Below are 16,911 nucleotides of genomic sequence, written 5' to 3' on the forward strand. Positions count from 1 at the left end.
TGTGACTAAAAACTCTTGTTCAGAAAGAACTGATTAAAAGTTTGTCCTGAATTTTTTGACCAGAATATCAATTGAAAGTTCCATTCATAAACCGGGCTGTCTTTTAGTTTTAATTTAAAAACCAGGTTTTTTTTGCTGCCTGGCCGGCAACTTCTGAGGCATTGATATCCTGACGATAGACATGCCAGCAACGCAGCTCCAATTCATTTGTTGTTGCTTCATTTTGGATGCTTTCGAATTTGATAATTTTGAAAGGTTTGAAAGTTGCCATGAGTAATATCTCATTAATATACATATTGAAGATGTTATCTGGCCAGAATTCCTCTGGCCTGTTGCGTATGTGCCATTCTGAACTACGTGTAATTCGGGAGATCGAAGCCAGATAACGACCCCGTTGTTCGGGAAGTTTCGCCAGTAATTGGTTTAATCGATGAATATTACCGTTTTCTGAGTTCATTTCTGCAGCTTTTTCCTCTAAAAAAGTCACCCTCTCATCATCCTCCCAAAACTTTAACAAAGAGCTATTCGCGAAGGCATGATAATGTTTGGTGTACACCAGTTCCGGGGGAATATAATGCTGGGGTGAGGATGCATGAGGGTCTTCGGTGGCCAGGACAAAACAGCCAGGATTGTTTTTTATGAGTGTAGTGATGTAATAGTCGGTTTTACCTTGTGTAACCTCCCTGCTCAGTTCTGTTTCTTTATCCTCGAAGCCAGTAAAAGGGTGTATCGCGGTAAACAAAGTAGTTGCCGGTGTAGCGCCAACAATTTCCTGACCCGGGATAATGTTAATGGGCAGTGGCTTGTCGTCGCAATATACATTGTCATACTCATTGGCAATATCAACAGGAATCACTTTAATTTGAATTCCCTTTTCATTGAGATAGTTTTGCATTAACAGGGATATTTTTCCGTCATCACAGCCAATATCAACAATGTATTTGATTGAGCTGTTTTCGTGTAAAAAATCAACCAGAAAGCTGAAGTTATAGTATTCCAGATTTTCCCTCTTTGCCTCCAGATCCTGATCAACAAATGCTTGCAAAGTATCCAGCGTAATCAGTTGCTGGTTGCCAATCTGGACAGTTTCCGGTTCAATCCCGAGCGGTACATTGGCATAGCTCGCATGGTAGTTGCCTCGGGGGTTATTATTCATATGCTCCCAATTCTTACGCTCGGAACTGCCCGTGTACTGTTTGGAAGAAGCATTCAGTTGTATGAGACGCTTATCTTGTCCAATGTATTTACTGGCCTCAGGGACGCTCTGGCAGTGCGGGGCTGTCGCAAAAGTGGGTCGCTTCGCCAGGGAATTAAAAATTTTCACAAAATACTCATCTACTTCAAGTAAACGACGATTTTTTGTCACTTTTTGTCCTGTCTCAGTTTTGCTTGCTAATTTTGCGACTGCCTCGTGCCGAGGGGACGACTGGCTGGTGTCAGAGTTGTTTGAGTCTGAATTCAAATCAGTAACGGTTCGACTTGAAAGATTGACGGTCGGTTGTTGAATTTCGTTGCCGTCGGTTTTCAGATAAGGAGTGATGTCATGTTTTTGCGTGACATCACCAGGTTTGCCAGCGGGAGTTTCTCTAGTGTTTCCCGGTATTGTTGCCGGAACGAGAGATTTGAGAGTGTTCATACCGTTAATCATGACTTTTCTCCTTGGCTATGAATGTGCAATAAGACTAAAAACGTTTATTCAGCTTGTAATGATTAAAGACTGTTCTTTTTATTTAGACCAAAGTACCAGTTTTTAGTTCAATCTATAAAATGAACCTTGTTATGGTGGGCTGCATCCAATACGGAGATACCCTTGATGAGGCTGTTCCCGGTATCGAATAAAAGTTCCCTGAGACAGAACTTTTTTAGTTATCAGTTGTCTTAAAAAGACAGCGTGCATTAAAAAAAGCTGGCTGATGCTGGCAAGATTTTCAGGAGGGAAACAACAATGCTGCCAACAGGAGGGGCATCGTCCAATCTTCCAAGCCTGAATGGGCAAGTTTGAACCTTGATAATTATGGTCGAGACACGTTACAGCCCGACCCTAAACCCTACGCAAGAGATAAGCCTTTCAATAATAAGGTGCTGGCAGCACTGCTTCAATTTGGACGCTATAAAAAACTGCTGCCATAGAGGGTGTCGCAAAACTCCAACAGCTCGTTCCCATGCTCTGAGGTCGTCATTCCCGCGAAGGCGGGAATCCAGCGCCAACAGTGGGTCTCTGCCTTCTCGGGGATGACAAGGCCAGGGGGGCACCGGGCAGTAGGGTTCTGGTGGTGAGTCAGTGTGGATTCCCGCCATCGAGGCTGTCGCAAAAGCCCAACAACTCGTTCCCACGCTCTGAGGCTGTCGCAAAACTCCAACAGCTCGTTCCCATGCTCTGAGGTCGTCATTCCCGCGAAGGCGGGAATCCAGAGCCAACAGTGGGTCTCTGCCTTCTCGGGGATGACAAGGCCAGGGGGGCACCGGGCAGTAGGGTTTTGGCGGAGAGTCAGTGTGGATTCCCGCCTTCGCGGGAATGACGGGAATGAAGCCGGGAATGACGGGAATGAAGCCGGGAATGACGAGAATGAAGTCGGGAATGACGAGAATGAAGTCGGGAATGACGAGAATGAAGTCGGGAATGACGAGAATGAAGTCGGGAATGACGGGAGTCAACTCGTTCCCACGCTGGAGAGAGTTTTGCGACACCCTCAGAGCGTGGTAACGAGTTGTTGGAGTTTTGCGACAGCCTCCATAAGGGTAATCATGAAGTAGTTTACTGGAGTGAATCAGGTTATACTTGCAAACGACGACTGACGTTCATATAACAAGACCGGAATTCAAGTTCAGGTGTCAAATTTTCACATAAGGAATCCCATCACCACCTAAACTGGAACAGAGACTCTTGTTCCTTTCGGAGATTTCCGATGTTCAGAAACCTTATCTGGATATTCCTGTTTTTTTCTTTCAGCGCCTTTGCAGAAAACACCACTACCCAGTCCCTGTCAGCAACCGGGCTTATTGCTTCACAGGCTTCGGTCATCAGCAATATTGAAGCTGCCAGCAAACGGGTGGTTCAGATGGAGGCCAACTGGGAGGATACCAGCTCTGAGATGACCCGCGATTTAATTCAGCAACAAGTCGTTTCCGATATTCGCACCACTACCCGTCTGGTTAATGATTTCCTTGACCAGGTTCAGGCTATTAATACCCCTGAGACCATAAAACTGGGTGAAGAGGTGGTGAACGCTGAAAACCGTTTTTTTGAAGCCCGGCTAACCCCCGCCTCAGCTGATCTGCGTAAACTGTTTGAACAATATGAGAAAGCCAGTGCCGATGAGCAGCTACTGGTGTTGTTCAACATTAACGACTTCTACGCCTACATAAACTGGCTGCTGAATGAACGGCTGGATAATCTGAAATTACTGAAAAGCTGGAAGGTTGATGCCGCCGCTGCTCAGCAGCAACTTGACCGGGAGATAACCCTCTACGCCGAGTTTATGGCGACCTATCTCCGCAATAATAACCGCCAGAAAGAGTTGTTACAGACGGAGCTGAAATCCCTTCCTGCCGATGCCCGAAGCTCTTTGGAAAGCAAAATTGCCACTCAGGACCGTCTGGTACGCAGTGCCGTGGCGAATCTGAAGCAGATCGTGATAATGATGCAAGAACAGGGACTGCCGGTGGAACAGTATAATGAACTGATTTTCAAAACTACCGGTAATCTGGCAGAAGCTGTCGTTAACATCGATACATTGCACACAGTCATTGCCGGACTCTGGGGTGATTTGATTCATTGGTTCAAATCCAATCTGGGCGGCATACTCTCCCGCCTCTTGCTGTTTGTCGCTCTGATGGCAGTCGCCATAATGCTATCTCGTCTGGTTCGGCGGGGGATATCCCGGGCCGTTACTCTTAAGAAAGCTCGTTTCAGTACATTGGTTCAGGATTTCTTTATCAGTGTTGGCGGTAACCTGGTGGTGGTTTTCGGCCTCCTGTTTGCCCTGGCACAGGTGGGACTGGATTTAACACCGGTACTGACCGGTCTGGGTGTGGCCGGTATCGTTATCGGTTTTGCCCTGCAGGATACCTTGTCCAATTTTGCCTCCGGGATGATGATCCTGATCTATCGCCCCTTTGATGTGGGTGACTATGTTGAGGCCGGAGGTGTTGCAGGCAAAGTGGGCAAAATGAGTCTGGTCAACACCACAATTCGCACTTTTGATAATCAGATTTTTATGGTACCCAATGCCAAAATCTGGGGAGAAACCATTAAGAACATCACATCGGAGCGCATCCGTCGAGTCGATATGGTCTTTGGGGTTGCTTATGGAGACAATGTTGAGCAGGTAGAAAGCGTTCTTGAAGATATTGTCTGCAGCCACCAGAAAATACTGAAAACACCAGAGCACATCATTCGTCTGAATATTCTCAACGAGTCATCCGTGGATTTTGTGGTTCGTCCCTGGGTAAAAACAGACGACTACTGGGATGTATACTGGGACATCACCCGTGAGGTGAAAGTCCGGTTTGACCGGGAAGGTATCACCATTCCATTCCCGCAACGGGAGCTTCATTTTTATAGCAACGCGCCAGCAGACCTGCCGGGCGAGCAGGTAACAGGCTGTCAGTGAGCAATTCTGTAGGTCATGGTTCAAACTCCTGAACCGAACACCTCCATTTAGCAATGAACTAAATCATTTCTTCGTTGTCAAAGATATTAGGACTTTAGTGTCATATTTATATAAGCGCGCTCTCTTGAGATTACCTGAAATACTCTCAGGCAGGGTTCAACGTGCTGACTAAATATGCTGACTTCAAAAAGGTATTAACAGCAAGCATAAGAAATGGAGGATAAGAAATATGTATACTGAACCTGCAAGCTTTCAACCCGGCACAAATCTCCAATTCCCGGCAGGAGAGTCTTCTGAAAGAGCTTCTGAAGTAGGGAATACCAAAACATTTTTGGGTAACCCCTCAAGGCTTGTATCATCTTTGTCATTAGATTATGAAGATGATTCAAAACTTTTTAGGCCAATCGATATCAATGGGAAACCGATACAGACAGCTATTACCTCCAGGTGTGTATTATCTTCTGGTGCGGAGTTCACTCATGACGACCCTAATGAAAAGGTGGATTCATGCGTGCAGAAGTCGAATATAATGAATGGGGGAAACGATGGTGTTGGAATTGGCGCAGGCTTTCCTGTCGTCTTTGACTCAATTTCTAAAAAAGTCTCATACCACGATAAGTGTGTTTTTAGAGATCATATCAAATCTTTACACCAGATAACCCCCCCTTACAACGCCTTCCCGAAAAGTCTCAGCACTAAACCCTTGGCTGAGCAGTTTGCCGAAAAAACAATTCACTGGCTCCAGCTCGTTAACACACCATACGATCAACGGGGCTCAGTCACGACAAGCTTTTGTCATGAAGCGGATAATTATTGGGCAGAAGAAGAAAAACGTCTGGGTGTTTTTTATCGGGAGGATTATCTGGCTCACGAACTTCGCAAGCTGACAAAAAGTACCTACCTCGGGGCGCACTCACTACCGGAATATTTTGACACGATGAACAGGCGTAGCTTTGTAGCAAGGGACAATGGGCATAAACCAAGTGAGTGTCTGAATGCTTTTTTTCATGGCCCCACCAGTGCAGACTGTGCAATGACCCTTTTGGCCTGTCAGTATCGGGCCATAGAAACCATCATTGGCACAGACGAATTCGACCGCATCTTTGGTGCACCGATCTCAAAGTTTAGAATTCCCTGCGACCTTTTCAGTCACATCAGCCATGTTTCTGAATTCTTCCAAGAACACGCAAAAGAAGGTGAATCTTTAAAACTGATCGATTTTAGCAACCCTCTCCATCATCTGTTTAATTATCTTGAGTTTTACAAAGGTTCATGGAGCACTGAGCAGTCAGAACAGGAGATAAAAAAAGGTGATATCCTCTATATTCAGGGCGTAAAAGGCTACGATTTGAAGCACGCAACTGGTCATGCTATCGGTTTCAATCTGGTATGCACCGGACAAAACAGCAGCGGACAGAATCTCTATCTGGGGTTTGGTCCGGGTGTATTTGATGAACCGAAAACCTACGACCAGGTCAAAAAAATACTGATTGATGGCTACAATAAACCACAGAGTCCTGAGACAATTTTTGCCATTAAAGAAGGGAAAATGAACTATGCAGAGCGGGCCAGCGATATCCTGCCCTATGACCACCCTATTGGTGGTATCCTTATTGCGGCTCGCTTTTATACTGAGTTCTGGGAATATTTTTTGTCCCAGTGCGATCAAGTCTGGCACCGTCAACCGCTTTTGTCTGTCACTCCGACTATGGAACCAAAGCCGGTGCATCACGGGTCACAGCTCCACACTGAAAATCTTGATGCTGATATAGATCAATACAAACCCTACTCAACACAGCAGGAACTCATGCATGAGAAGGCCCTGAAGTTCACGCACGCTGTGATTAATAATCAGGGTGAAGCCTGGTGTAAAAAGTCCATGGGACTATTCCTGACCGGATCACCAGGAATAGGAAAAACACATCTTTGTGTAGCTGTTGCCAAAAAAGCAGCCAAGTATGGTGTCAACACCCTGTATCTGGACGCAAATAAGATAGGTGAGCTTTATCAGCACTTACAGGCTGATATAGTGCGATGTTATGTAAAGATCGACGAAATGCTTGCCGGTAAAGATTTGGTGGTAATCGATGATGCCCGCGGCGATCGCTTTAGCAACGAACTTCTGGCAAAAACAATGAAACATGTGATGAATTATGATAAAGCCATCATGGTCAGTTCAAATCATCATATTCCTGTCAAAGCTGCATTCCCTTGCAATATCGATCCCTTAACCGACTACGCACATAATTTTCTTTATCTGAGCGATTTGCAGGGAGACAGTTACCGTTCCCGATGGTGGCACAGCCCTGAAGTACAGGCTGCTGATGCAATATCGCAACTGGGTCAGTATCACGGCCGCAATGCGGCAGCAGTGATCACTGAACACGCAGTATCAATAGAAGAATTGGTCAGAGTACTCAGTATTCCGGCCGAACAGATCCGCCAGGTGGGGAGCCCCTTTTTACCCGGAAGATATGTTGTAAGCCAGGATTACGATCTCAGAGATTTAACCAAAACACAGCATCAGGCTGTTTTTATGGAGTGTGATGGTATTGATGATGATACTCATATCAAGCAGTTTTTAAATGTTATTCAGAGAGTACACAACGAAGGCTTGAAGCTGGTGGTCAAAACCAATGACCGCTTATTATTGTTAAAATCTGTACGGGTTTTTTTAAATCAGCCAGATTTATCTCTTAACTATAATGAGGTCTGTGTCAGGGAGCGGCTAGCGCATATGTTCCCGGACTTTGCGGAGTTCGGACTGCAGGACCAGCTCAAACAGCAAAGTTTGCCGGGAGCGTTTGGTGGGAACAAAGCTTCTTGATAAATTGGCAAAAAGACACCAGCTTAACAATAAGGCATGATTGCCCAAAGTGCAGTCATGATGTCGCCAGAAGAACGGGGTCCGTTGACGTGCTGTGGGCCCAAGGCAAATAACTGCAACCATGCAGACCAACCAGCGGTGTTTGTCAACAAGGTTGAGTCTTGGCCCACAAAACTGCTTTTACGTCAGAAAAATCGCTGAATTAATGTTTATAATGCGGAATTTCCACTCTTTGGCACGCCTGCACTGACCGGGTAGACGTTGCCATCGATCATGACAGTGGAGCGCAGACAGTGACCAATCAGGTTTAATGACGCAATTCAGTAGATCATGGTTCAAATTCCTGAACCGAATACCTCCATTCAGCAATGTGAAAAATCCGGATCGTGGCTCCTTCCAATCTAAAAAATAACTTGTGTCAGTTGAGCAAAAACGAATATTATTCGTTTTTATTTCCAAGTGTTAGCGTCCTTATGTCCAGACAGCAGAAACGTATTCAGAGAGAAGCCGAGATCGTTGCTGCCACACTCCTTCTGATGAAAGAGAAAAGCTTCCTTGATTTGCGAATGTCCGATGTTGCCCAGGCGGCGGAATGCTCCATGGGAGCTATCTATTCTCATTTCTCCAGTAAAGAAGATCTGCTTCTGGGGTGTGCTTATTTTCTGGCCCGGCAAAAAATTCAGGTACTGCATCGTGTTCTGGATACGGATCTGGCTTCCGTCGAAAAGATGGTCATGATCTGTCTCTGCCTGTGGCAGGTGAATCAGGATAATCCAGAGCACTTTTCACTCAGTCAGCTGGCTATGAACCCGAGTGTCTGGCAAAGAGCCTCTGCCAATCGCAGTAATGCCATGAATGAGCTGGGTAACTATATTGACAATCAGCTCAGGGCTCTGGTTCGGCTGACGCTTGTTGAGAATGGCTATGAAGATGTTTCTGATGCGCTGGTTGCCGAGCTGTTGATGGGGCTCTGGGGCCTGTCCTGCGGTCTTTATCAGATTAAGGAATCAGGCTTTGGCGTTTTCAATGCAGACTTTCGAGAAGACGACGGAGTGGATCTGCACTTGTCAAATATTGAACGTTATCTGGCGGGTTGGAATCTTCATTCTGTCGTTCCCAGATCACGACTTAATCAGCTGGTGAGCGTTGTGACTACCTATACAGTCCTTGAAGCAGACTGATGAAAGTTTTACTTTAAGACGGTTTGATTTGCCACATTCTGAAATGTGCAGCTGGCACAGAGTGTTTTTCTTTGCTTGTAGCTGTTTATGTTGATCCCCTCACGCAGGGGATTTTTTAGACTGTTTTGCGAATGATATTCGGGGTTGGGATGCCCTGTGTCCACGAGGGAGAAAGTTTATGAAATCGATGTTCAGCCTGCCCAAAGGCAAGGCTTCAATCAATAACAACAAGTTGGGTTACACTCCATTCCTTCTGAGCTCATTGGTCACTGCGATTCTGGTGCTTTCAGGTTGCTCGCAGCCACAGGAAGAACAGAAAGTGGTGATTCGTCCAGTGAAGTTGTTCAAGGTGGAAGATTCCAATGCCGGCAACTTACGACAGTTTCCGGCCAAGGTCTATGCCAGCAAGGAAGCCGAGATTTCTTTCCGTATTCCCGGAGAACTGGTGGAGTTTCCTGTCAAACAGGCTGAAGAGGTAAAGAAAGGGCAGTTGCTGGCCAGGCTGGACGACCGTGATATTCGCAATGAGCTGGCTGCCCGACAGGCAGATTTTGATCTGGCAGAAACGGACAACAATCGGATTAAATCACTGTTTCAGAAAAAAGTTGTCTCCCAGTCTGAGCTGGATAACTCCAACGCCAAACTCAAGTCAGCCAGTGCCGCGCTGGAGTTGGCCAGGGATAAATTGAAGTACTCTGTGCTGAAGGCACCGTTTGATGGTCGGGTAGCCCAGACTCTGGTGGAGAACTATCAGTTTGTACAGGCACAGCAGGCCACTCTTATTCTGGAAGGCAGCAATACCCTTGATGTCAGTATTCAGGTTCCAGAGAGTATTGTTGCCAATGTCCGGGAAGAGGATGTGGATTTCAGCTATCAACCGATCGTCACTTTTGCCGGAAGACCCGGTACGGAATATAAAGTCAGTTACAAAGAGCACGCCACCAGAGTGAGTCCCGGTACTCAGTCTTATGAGGCCGTTTTCACCATGCCTATTCCTGAAGACTTAACGGTTTATCCCGGTATGGGCGCGACCCTGACAATGGATTTGGCAAAAATTTCACCGGGAACCAACGGCGGTCAGCACTTTATTGTGCCTCTGTCGGCGGTTTTGAAAGACAATGACAGCGGCAGGGAGCAGGTCTGGATATACGATGAGCAGAATAACACCGTGAATCCGGTTGCAGTGACCACAGGTACCATTCTCCAGTCGGGTATTGAAGTCACTTCAGGGCTCAAAGAAGGTCAGCGCATTGTTTCAGCCGGTGTTAATCGTCTGCGTCCGGGCATGAGTGTCAAGCCACTGCAGCGTGAGCGGGGGCTGTAAGCATGAATATCGCTGAGTATTCGATTCGAAACAAAGTCATCAGCTGGATGTTTGTGGTCCTGCTGTTGATTGGCGGTACGATATCCTTCTTTGGACTGGGAAAGTTGGAGTTCCCGGAATTTCCGATTCCCCAGGCGATGGTCAACACGGCGTATCCCGGAGCTTCACCCCAGCAGGTTGAAGAAGAAGTCACTTTGCCTCTGGAACGGGCCATTCTGGAGATGGAATACGTGAAGAATATTGATTCTGTCTCCAGTGCCGGTCTATCCCAGATCATGATAGAGCTGAAAGATGAGTTTACGGCCAGCGATCAGCCGCAAATATGGGATGAGCTGCGCAGTAAGGTTAATGATACTCAGTCGTCTATGCCTCCGGGCGTCTTGCCTTCCAGTGTTAATGATAACTTCAGTGATGTCTTTGGCATCATGCTGAGCATAAGTGGCCGCGACTTTAATTATCGTGAGCTGGAAAGTTATGGCGACTTTCTTCAGCGCGAGCTTTCTCTGGTTGATGGTGTCAAGAAAGTCAGTCTGGCGGGTACGGTAGATGAACAGGTGGTTATTGAAATCTCTCAGCCCAAAGCCGCGGCCCTGGGTGTCGATCCGGCCTATATCTTCAGCTTGATCCAGAATCAGAATGTTGTGTCCAATGCCGGTAAGATGTTTATTGATGGCTTTTCGGTACGTATTCATCCCACGGGAGAGTTCAGGGACATTAGTGAGTTGAAGCAATTGCTGGTCAGTTCACCCGGTACCACTGAACTGATCTACCTGGGTGATATTGCTGATGTTCACACCACATTTGATGACACACCTCAAAACCTTTATCGAAGTAATGGCGAGCAGGCGATTTCCCTGGGCATATCATTTGCCAAGGGCGTGAACGTAGTGGATGTGGGAGATGCCGTTAATGCCCGTCTGGCGGAACTGGAGTCAAGCCGCCCTGTAGGCATCGATGTTACCACTGTCTATGACCAGCCTGAAGTGGTCAGAGCCTCAGTGAATGGCTTCCTGATCAGCCTGGCTGAAGCTATTGCCATTGTCATAGTCGTCTTGCTGTTTGCCATGGGTCTGCGTTCCGGTCTGCTAATGGGTGGTATTCTGTTGCTGACCATTCTGGGCACTTTCATCGGTATGAACGTACTGGGCGTCGATTTGCAGCTTATTTCACTCGGGGCATTGATTATTGCCCTGGGGATGCTGGTGGATAATGCCATTGTGGTCACCGAAGGGGTTCTGGTGGGCTTACACAGAGGGCTTTCCCGAATGGAAGCCATCAAGCAGGTGGTGGTTCAGAATCAGTGGCCTTTGCTGGGTGCGACAGTGATTGCCATTATCGCCTTTGCGCCGATTGGTCTGTCACCTGATACCACTGGTGATTTCATGGTTTCCCTGTTTCAGGTACTCTTGTTGTCCCTGATGATCAGCTGGGTTCTGGCTATCACTTTGACACCTTTTTTCTGTCATCTGGTGTTCAAGGAACCGTCTGAGGCGATGGTGGGCAGTGAATCTGATCCCTATAAAGGAGCTCTGTTCTCTTTTTATCGCTGGTTTCTGAACCAAGCCCTGAAGCACAGAATTATTTCTCTGTTACTCACGATGGCCGCTCTGGCAACGGCCATTGTTGGTTTTGGTTATGTTAAGCAGTCTTTCTTTCCACCTTCAAATACGCCGATCTTCTTTGTCGATGTTTGGATGCAGGAAGGCAGTGATATTCGTGCCACTGAAGAAGCCATCAAGCAACTTGAGCAGGATGTTCTGACTTACGAGGGCGTCGTGAATGTCACTTCGGTGATGGGCAGGGGGGCTCAGCGTTTTATTCTGACATATGCTCCGGAAAAGAGTTACAGCAGCTACGGACAGCTGATTATCGAGGTGGATGAAAGGGATCGGATGAAAGCGCTGATTGGTCCCATGGAAGAGGCTATGAACGCCAAATACCCGGGCATTGAATTCAAATTCAAGCTGTTGCAGAACGGTCCTTCACCCGCCGCAAACATAGAAGCAAGGTTCTACGGCTCAGACCCTGTGATACTTCGGGAACTGGGCGCCAAAGCCATGGCCATCATGGAGGAAGAGCCCTCAGCTGCAGACGTGAGGCAGTCCTGGAGAGAGCAGGTTACTATTGCCCGTCCTCAGTTTGATGAAGCGGCAGGCCGCAGAAGCGGTATTTCAAAACAGACGCTGGATGAAGCCCTGCTGGTGAACTTTACCGGCAAGCAGGTGGGTGTGTATCGGGATGGCAGTCATCTGTTGCCGATCATAGCCAGAGCTCCGGAGGAAGAACGCCTGAACGCCAATACGCTGACCGATCTCCAAGTATGGAGTCAGGAGCGTAGCGCGTTTGTACCGGTGGCACAGGTCGTGAGCAGCTTCGAATCGGCTACAGAAAATCCGCTGATTGTGCGACGTAACCTGAAGCGTGTTCTGACGGTCATGGCAGACGCAAGACCCTTCACAGGTGAAACGCCTGAATCGGTTCGATTGAGGCTCAAGGATACAATTGAGTCCATCAGCCTGCCCGAAGGTTACACCCTGGAATGGGGCGGTGAATTCGAAATGTCCAGTGATGCCCAGGGCAGCATCTTTAAGTCATTGCCGATGGGTTACCTGATCATGTTTATTATTACGGTTTTGCTGTTCAGTACAGTTCGGCAGCCACTGGCTATCTGGTTTACCGTACCTCTGGGTGTCATCGGTGTGTCGGCAGGTTTGCTGTTACTGAATATGCCTTTCACATTCACAGCGCTGCTCGGTTTACTGAGTCTTTCAGGCATGTTGATCAAGAATGGCATAGTCCTGGTGGAACAAATCAATATTGAAGAAGAGAAAACCGGCGATCTTGCCAGGTCCATTGTTGATGCTTCTGTCAGCAGGGTACGTCCGGTTTGCATGGCTGCACTGACGACCATGCTGGGTATGATACCGCTGGTGTTTGATGCTTTCTTCAGCTCAATGGCGGTGACCATTATCTTTGGTCTCGGCTTTGCAACCGTTTTGACACTGATCGTACTGCCAGTGACTTATTCACTGCTTTACAGGGTTCGATTCGACGGATAAGGCAATTGCTGACTCAAAGAAAGAGCCGTGATCCCCATGAGCACGGCTCTTTCTTTATAGAGGGTGTTTAGTTTTGAGTTACGACTGGTTCATGAATACTCTGGTCATTTCGAAGGGCGTAGTAATAAAGGTTGTTAAAAACCTCTGGATAATCCACACCGGCAAATTCCAGAATTTCAGCGAGCTGACGTGCAGTGTAACCCTGACTCAGTAAAGTGCTCACGCTGCCCTGAAAATCTTCTTTGGAGGTGATAAATGCCCGATAGTAAGGACGACCGGACACATCGATTAACCCCTGGGCATAAGATGGAATCAATTTCAGCATGGCGCTTTTCAGCAGGTTAGGGTCGATCAGTGTACTGGATTCAATTCTGGTCAGGGATTCTGCCTGATGGCAAGAACGACGTTTGGCGGGATCACTGGAGGGTTGAGGTGTCATTCTTTTGCAGGCCTTAATCTGCTGTTCGAGTTTGGGCATGATTTCAGTGGACTCCAGGGTAGGCGTAATCTGTCCTGACAGGCTTTTCTGACTCCACTCGGCCAGTTTGTCCTGCATGCCACTTTTAATACTCAGGAGTGTCTCGGGTCCAAAACCCTCACGTCCCAGTCTCATCATCCACTGTGCCAACAGTGCCTCATTAATTTTTTCAACGGTATGACCTGGCTTTGCCAGCATCTCTTGCAGATAAGAAAGGTAGAGGCTTCTGATTTGAAAACGATAGCCTTCTGTCACCATCCCGCTGGGGCTGTTCAAATAAGCATCAGCCATCATTCCATAGCGCACTGCAGCAGAAACCAGTGGCAGGGGAGATTTATCAGTGAGTTCGGGTTGAGTGGCAGATTCAACAGTCAGTTCAGCCTTTATGGGGTCAACCGGTTTGATGGTTTTTTGGTTGGCTTGCATGACAGGAGATAGAACCAGGAAGAGGGGAAACAGATAGTTTTTATTCATCAGGTCATCCAGTGATCAGTTGCAGGGAAGCGCTAGATTTGTATCGGCAGAAATGGATGGGGATGAGGCTGTTGAAAGAGGTTTTTTTTATTATTTTTTGCGTAAGAAGTGAACGATCTATTGTTTTGTTGGTCTACGCTGTATCAGGGTTTTTATAGAGTGTTCAGATTAAATTATGTTATTTATGTTATTAAGAAATAGTCATCGAATAGTCGGTCTGTCATTACTGTCAATGACGCTGTTACAGGTAGGCTGTGCAGGTAGGGATGCACATCCGGTTGCTGTACGACAGTATGGAGATATCAATCGCTCCTGTGCGGCTCTGGAAAGCGAAATAGTCTTTATCGAAGAGGAAATCAGAAGGCTGATCCCCAAGACTGACAAAACCGGTAAAAACGTAGCCTTGGGTGTGGCCGGTGCGTTTCTTTTGGTTCCCTGGTTCTTTATGGATCTCAGTCAGGCAGAGCAGATTGAAATTGATGCCTTTCGTCAACGTTACAATTACCTGCTAGGTCTGGCACAGGATAAAAACTGTACCAGTAATTCAAGAGTGCCCATTCCTGAATTCAGCAATCCCGGTGCAACCCAATAGCAAAAGCCATCCCAGTAACAACCGAGAATGCAGATTCATCGAGCGATGTATCTGCAAGAGCCGGGAAAGATACCCATCGACCCGATGAAGTGACAGCAGGAAATGATGAAAAAATCTGGAGAAAAAACAGGGTCATGATCAGGGGAGCCGGGAACGATTTCCCGGACCCCTCTGACTGAAGCTCGAAAATGTGGATGTTGTTCATCCAGTCAGCTTAACAATCAGAACCACCCATGTGCCTGCAAAGCATAGATTTCATCACTGTCATATCGGGTATTGAAATGGAATGACCTATCTGTTTCTGTCAGGTTTGTCGAATCAATCAGACAGTGTTTCTCGTAAGATTTTGATTGCGGGGTTTTCCACTGGCCTTTCCCTTTCCAGCAGCATTTCCACCATTGCGTTCGGTAGCAAAATTGACTCGAAGGGGCCTACCATTCAATTCTTCACCATCCATAGCTAAAGCAGATTGAGCATCATCACTTTCTGCAAAAGTAATAAAGGCAAAACCTCTGGAGCGGCCGGTTTCCCTGTCGGTAATCACGCGAATTTCATCGATCTCACCAAATTGTTCGAAAGCTTGCTGAAGGTCACTTTCATCACTGCTGAAAGGAAGGTTACCTATAAACAGTTTATTCTGTTGCATGGTAAATAGGTCTCCAATTTTCCAAGGCTACTGTAACCCGGAATCGAGACACACAGCTTGGCTCGAACAAGGCATTGGGCAGCGTCGTTATTTAAATTCAGGATGACATCAAAGGGCTATTCAGCGGAAACCCGGCAGAAACATTTTGATCTCTCTTGTTATTATGAAGGGAGGGGCTAATGGCCTCTGGGCACATGGTTTCCCGAATCATATCCTGAATATTCTGGTTCTCGTGAACGGAGCACTCAGTGCAGCCAGACAGTCAATATTCTGACGTCGTGAGTATCATTATTATCATGGCCTGTCAGCCAAGCCATGCAACCAGATTATAACCTCATTGCTTTATGTCAAGTATGAAGTTGAAACGGATCATATTTAGAGACATTACAGAAGGTAAAGCTGCAAGGCTCAATAGCTTGATATCGAAAGATACTCTCTGCCGGGGATTTTTATATAGCAGCAACCCCTGAAAATCATGTGATCCTGATTTTTTTCTTAGCTTTCTGTTGTGTTATCTTCCACGAAGGGTGGCACAAGAACCGAGACCAGCAGTGTCAACGGAAGCCCAATGAGCATTGGGCAGTTAATGAATCGGGACATTTCGGGGCTCATATTGATGAAAAAACTGGTACTCAATGGATCAGCCAAAAACCGGGGGCGTATCCATGGTGAGCAGATGCGCGATGAAATCAGCGAAGTGCTGGATTACTACCGGTCACGTTTTCTTAAAGACAGGGAACGTTTACAGTCTCATCTTGATCTGCTGATGCAGAAAGTTCTGTCATTCAGACCTCACTATAAAGAGGAGATGGATGCTATTGCCGCAGCCGCAGGCGTTGAACCTTTTTGGATTTATTGCATTAACGCCCGCAGTGAGCTTATGTCCTCTCCCATTGAGTGTTCTTCTGTCGCTTTCCCAAGGCAGGGGCTGATAGGGCAAAACTGGGACTGGGCTGAAGCACTGGCAGGCAAGTTGGCCCTGGCAGATGTTGAACTCGAAAACGGTCATCGATTTCTAACCATGACCGAGCCGGGTATGTTGGCCAAAATCGGAATGAACTCTGCGGGGCTGGGTGTTTGTCTGAATATTCTGCCAGCCACTCGAAAACTGACCGGCTTACCTGTTCACTTTTTACTGAGAGCATTGCTGGAATCTCAAAACCTTCAGGAAGCCCGTTCCCTGATTGAGACTCACGGGGCAGGCAAGGCCAGTCATATTATGGTAGCGGATAAAAATGAAACCATAGCGGTAGAGCTGGCACCTGATCAGCCCTGGTTTCAATCCACTGAACAGGATACTTATCTACATACCAATCATTACCTCCAGTCGGGCCAGGCCCAGCCAACTTCATCAAGGCCGTGTACTGAGACCCGGCTCAAACGGTTACAGGATGCGTTACTGTATAATCCTCAATTAAACCTTAAGACTATGCTGCAAATGCTTGATAATAATGAAAAACCTTTTCCGGTTCTCAGGTCCTACAGTTATCATGAGCTGACCGGAAATGCGGGAACTCTGGTGACCCTGATGATGGATCTTGGTAAACGACAAATGTTGTTGAGAGAGGGCCATGACCCTGAGCAGGGGTTTGAGAGTTTCCGCTTGGCGTAATATTCAATGCTGGGACCCTGTGTTGGTTGCATGGTATCTTGAAATAAACCGTGAGCTGCTCTGCGCGCAGAGCAACTATTGATCAGACTGTCAGGAGATTAAACG

The 16,911-nt window shown here is 47.1% G+C and carries 11 protein-coding genes; 7 read left to right on the top strand and 4 right to left on the bottom strand.

The annotated features are described in order from the left end of the window. Positions 1 to 109: 109 nt before the first annotated feature. Together P6910_RS10400 and P6910_RS10405 are read right to left on the bottom strand one after the other, a co-directional pair. Positions 110 to 1,648 (bottom strand): hypothetical protein, encoded by a 1,539-nt coding sequence (locus P6910_RS10400; RefSeq protein WP_317146189.1) that lies wholly within the window; start codon positions 1,646 to 1,648, stop codon positions 110 to 112. Positions 1,649 to 2,028: 380 nt separating this feature from the next. After that, positions 2,029 to 2,688 carry a hypothetical protein gene (locus P6910_RS10405; RefSeq protein ID WP_317146190.1) on the bottom strand — a complete coding sequence of 220 codons (660 nt, stop codon included), beginning with the start codon at positions 2,686 to 2,688 and terminating at the stop codon, positions 2,029 to 2,031. Positions 2,689 to 2,906: 218 nt separating this feature from the next. On the opposite strand from P6910_RS10405, the gene P6910_RS10410 reads away from it, so the two are divergent. The 5 genes from P6910_RS10410 (at position 2,907) to P6910_RS10430 (ending at position 13,004) form a co-directional block, all read left to right on the top strand. Further along, positions 2,907 to 4,613 carry a mechanosensitive ion channel family protein gene (locus tag P6910_RS10410; protein WP_317146191.1) on the top strand — a complete coding sequence of 569 codons (1,707 nt, stop codon included), beginning with the start codon at positions 2,907 to 2,909 and terminating at the stop codon, positions 4,611 to 4,613. 529 nt (positions 4,614 to 5,142) lie between these two features. Then, positions 5,143 to 7,440, top strand: coding sequence for an ATP-binding protein (locus tag P6910_RS10415; protein WP_317146192.1), 2,298 nt, complete (start codon positions 5,143 to 5,145; stop codon positions 7,438 to 7,440). Between the two features lie 473 nt (positions 7,441 to 7,913). Further along, positions 7,914 to 8,621, top strand: coding sequence for a TetR/AcrR family transcriptional regulator (locus P6910_RS10420; protein WP_317146193.1), 708 nt, complete (start codon positions 7,914 to 7,916; stop codon positions 8,619 to 8,621). Positions 8,622 to 8,799: 178 nt separating this feature from the next. Beyond that, positions 8,800 to 9,945, top strand: coding sequence for an efflux RND transporter periplasmic adaptor subunit (locus tag P6910_RS10425; protein ID WP_317146194.1), 1,146 nt, complete (start codon positions 8,800 to 8,802; stop codon positions 9,943 to 9,945). A gap of 2 nt (positions 9,946 to 9,947) precedes the next feature. Continuing rightward, positions 9,948 to 13,004 carry an efflux RND transporter permease subunit gene (locus P6910_RS10430; RefSeq protein WP_317146195.1) on the top strand — a complete coding sequence of 1,019 codons (3,057 nt, stop codon included), beginning with the start codon at positions 9,948 to 9,950 and terminating at the stop codon, positions 13,002 to 13,004. Positions 13,005 to 13,071: 67 nt separating this feature from the next. On the opposite strand, the gene P6910_RS10435 is transcribed toward P6910_RS10430, so the two are convergent. Then, positions 13,072 to 13,956: a hypothetical protein gene (locus P6910_RS10435; protein WP_317146196.1), complete on the bottom strand. Its 885-nt coding sequence runs from the start codon at positions 13,954 to 13,956 to the stop codon at positions 13,072 to 13,074. 175 nt (positions 13,957 to 14,131) lie between these two features. Between P6910_RS10435 and P6910_RS10440 the strand changes: the two genes are divergently transcribed. Further along, positions 14,132 to 14,548: a hypothetical protein gene (locus tag P6910_RS10440; RefSeq protein WP_317146197.1), complete on the top strand. Its 417-nt coding sequence runs from the start codon at positions 14,132 to 14,134 to the stop codon at positions 14,546 to 14,548. Positions 14,549 to 14,870: 322 nt separating this feature from the next. On the opposite strand, the gene P6910_RS10445 is transcribed toward P6910_RS10440, so the two are convergent. Next, positions 14,871 to 15,194: an RNA-binding protein gene (locus P6910_RS10445; protein ID WP_317146198.1), complete on the bottom strand. Its 324-nt coding sequence runs from the start codon at positions 15,192 to 15,194 to the stop codon at positions 14,871 to 14,873. Between the two features lie 568 nt (positions 15,195 to 15,762). On the opposite strand from P6910_RS10445, the gene P6910_RS10450 reads away from it, so the two are divergent. Next, positions 15,763 to 16,806, top strand: coding sequence for a C45 family peptidase (locus P6910_RS10450; RefSeq protein WP_317146199.1), 1,044 nt, complete (start codon positions 15,763 to 15,765; stop codon positions 16,804 to 16,806). The last annotated feature ends 105 nt before the right edge of the window (positions 16,807 to 16,911 follow it).

The organism is Endozoicomonas sp. 8E, assembly GCF_032883915.1.
In the GTDB taxonomy this organism is placed as follows: Bacteria; Pseudomonadota; Gammaproteobacteria; order Pseudomonadales; family Endozoicomonadaceae; genus Endozoicomonas_A.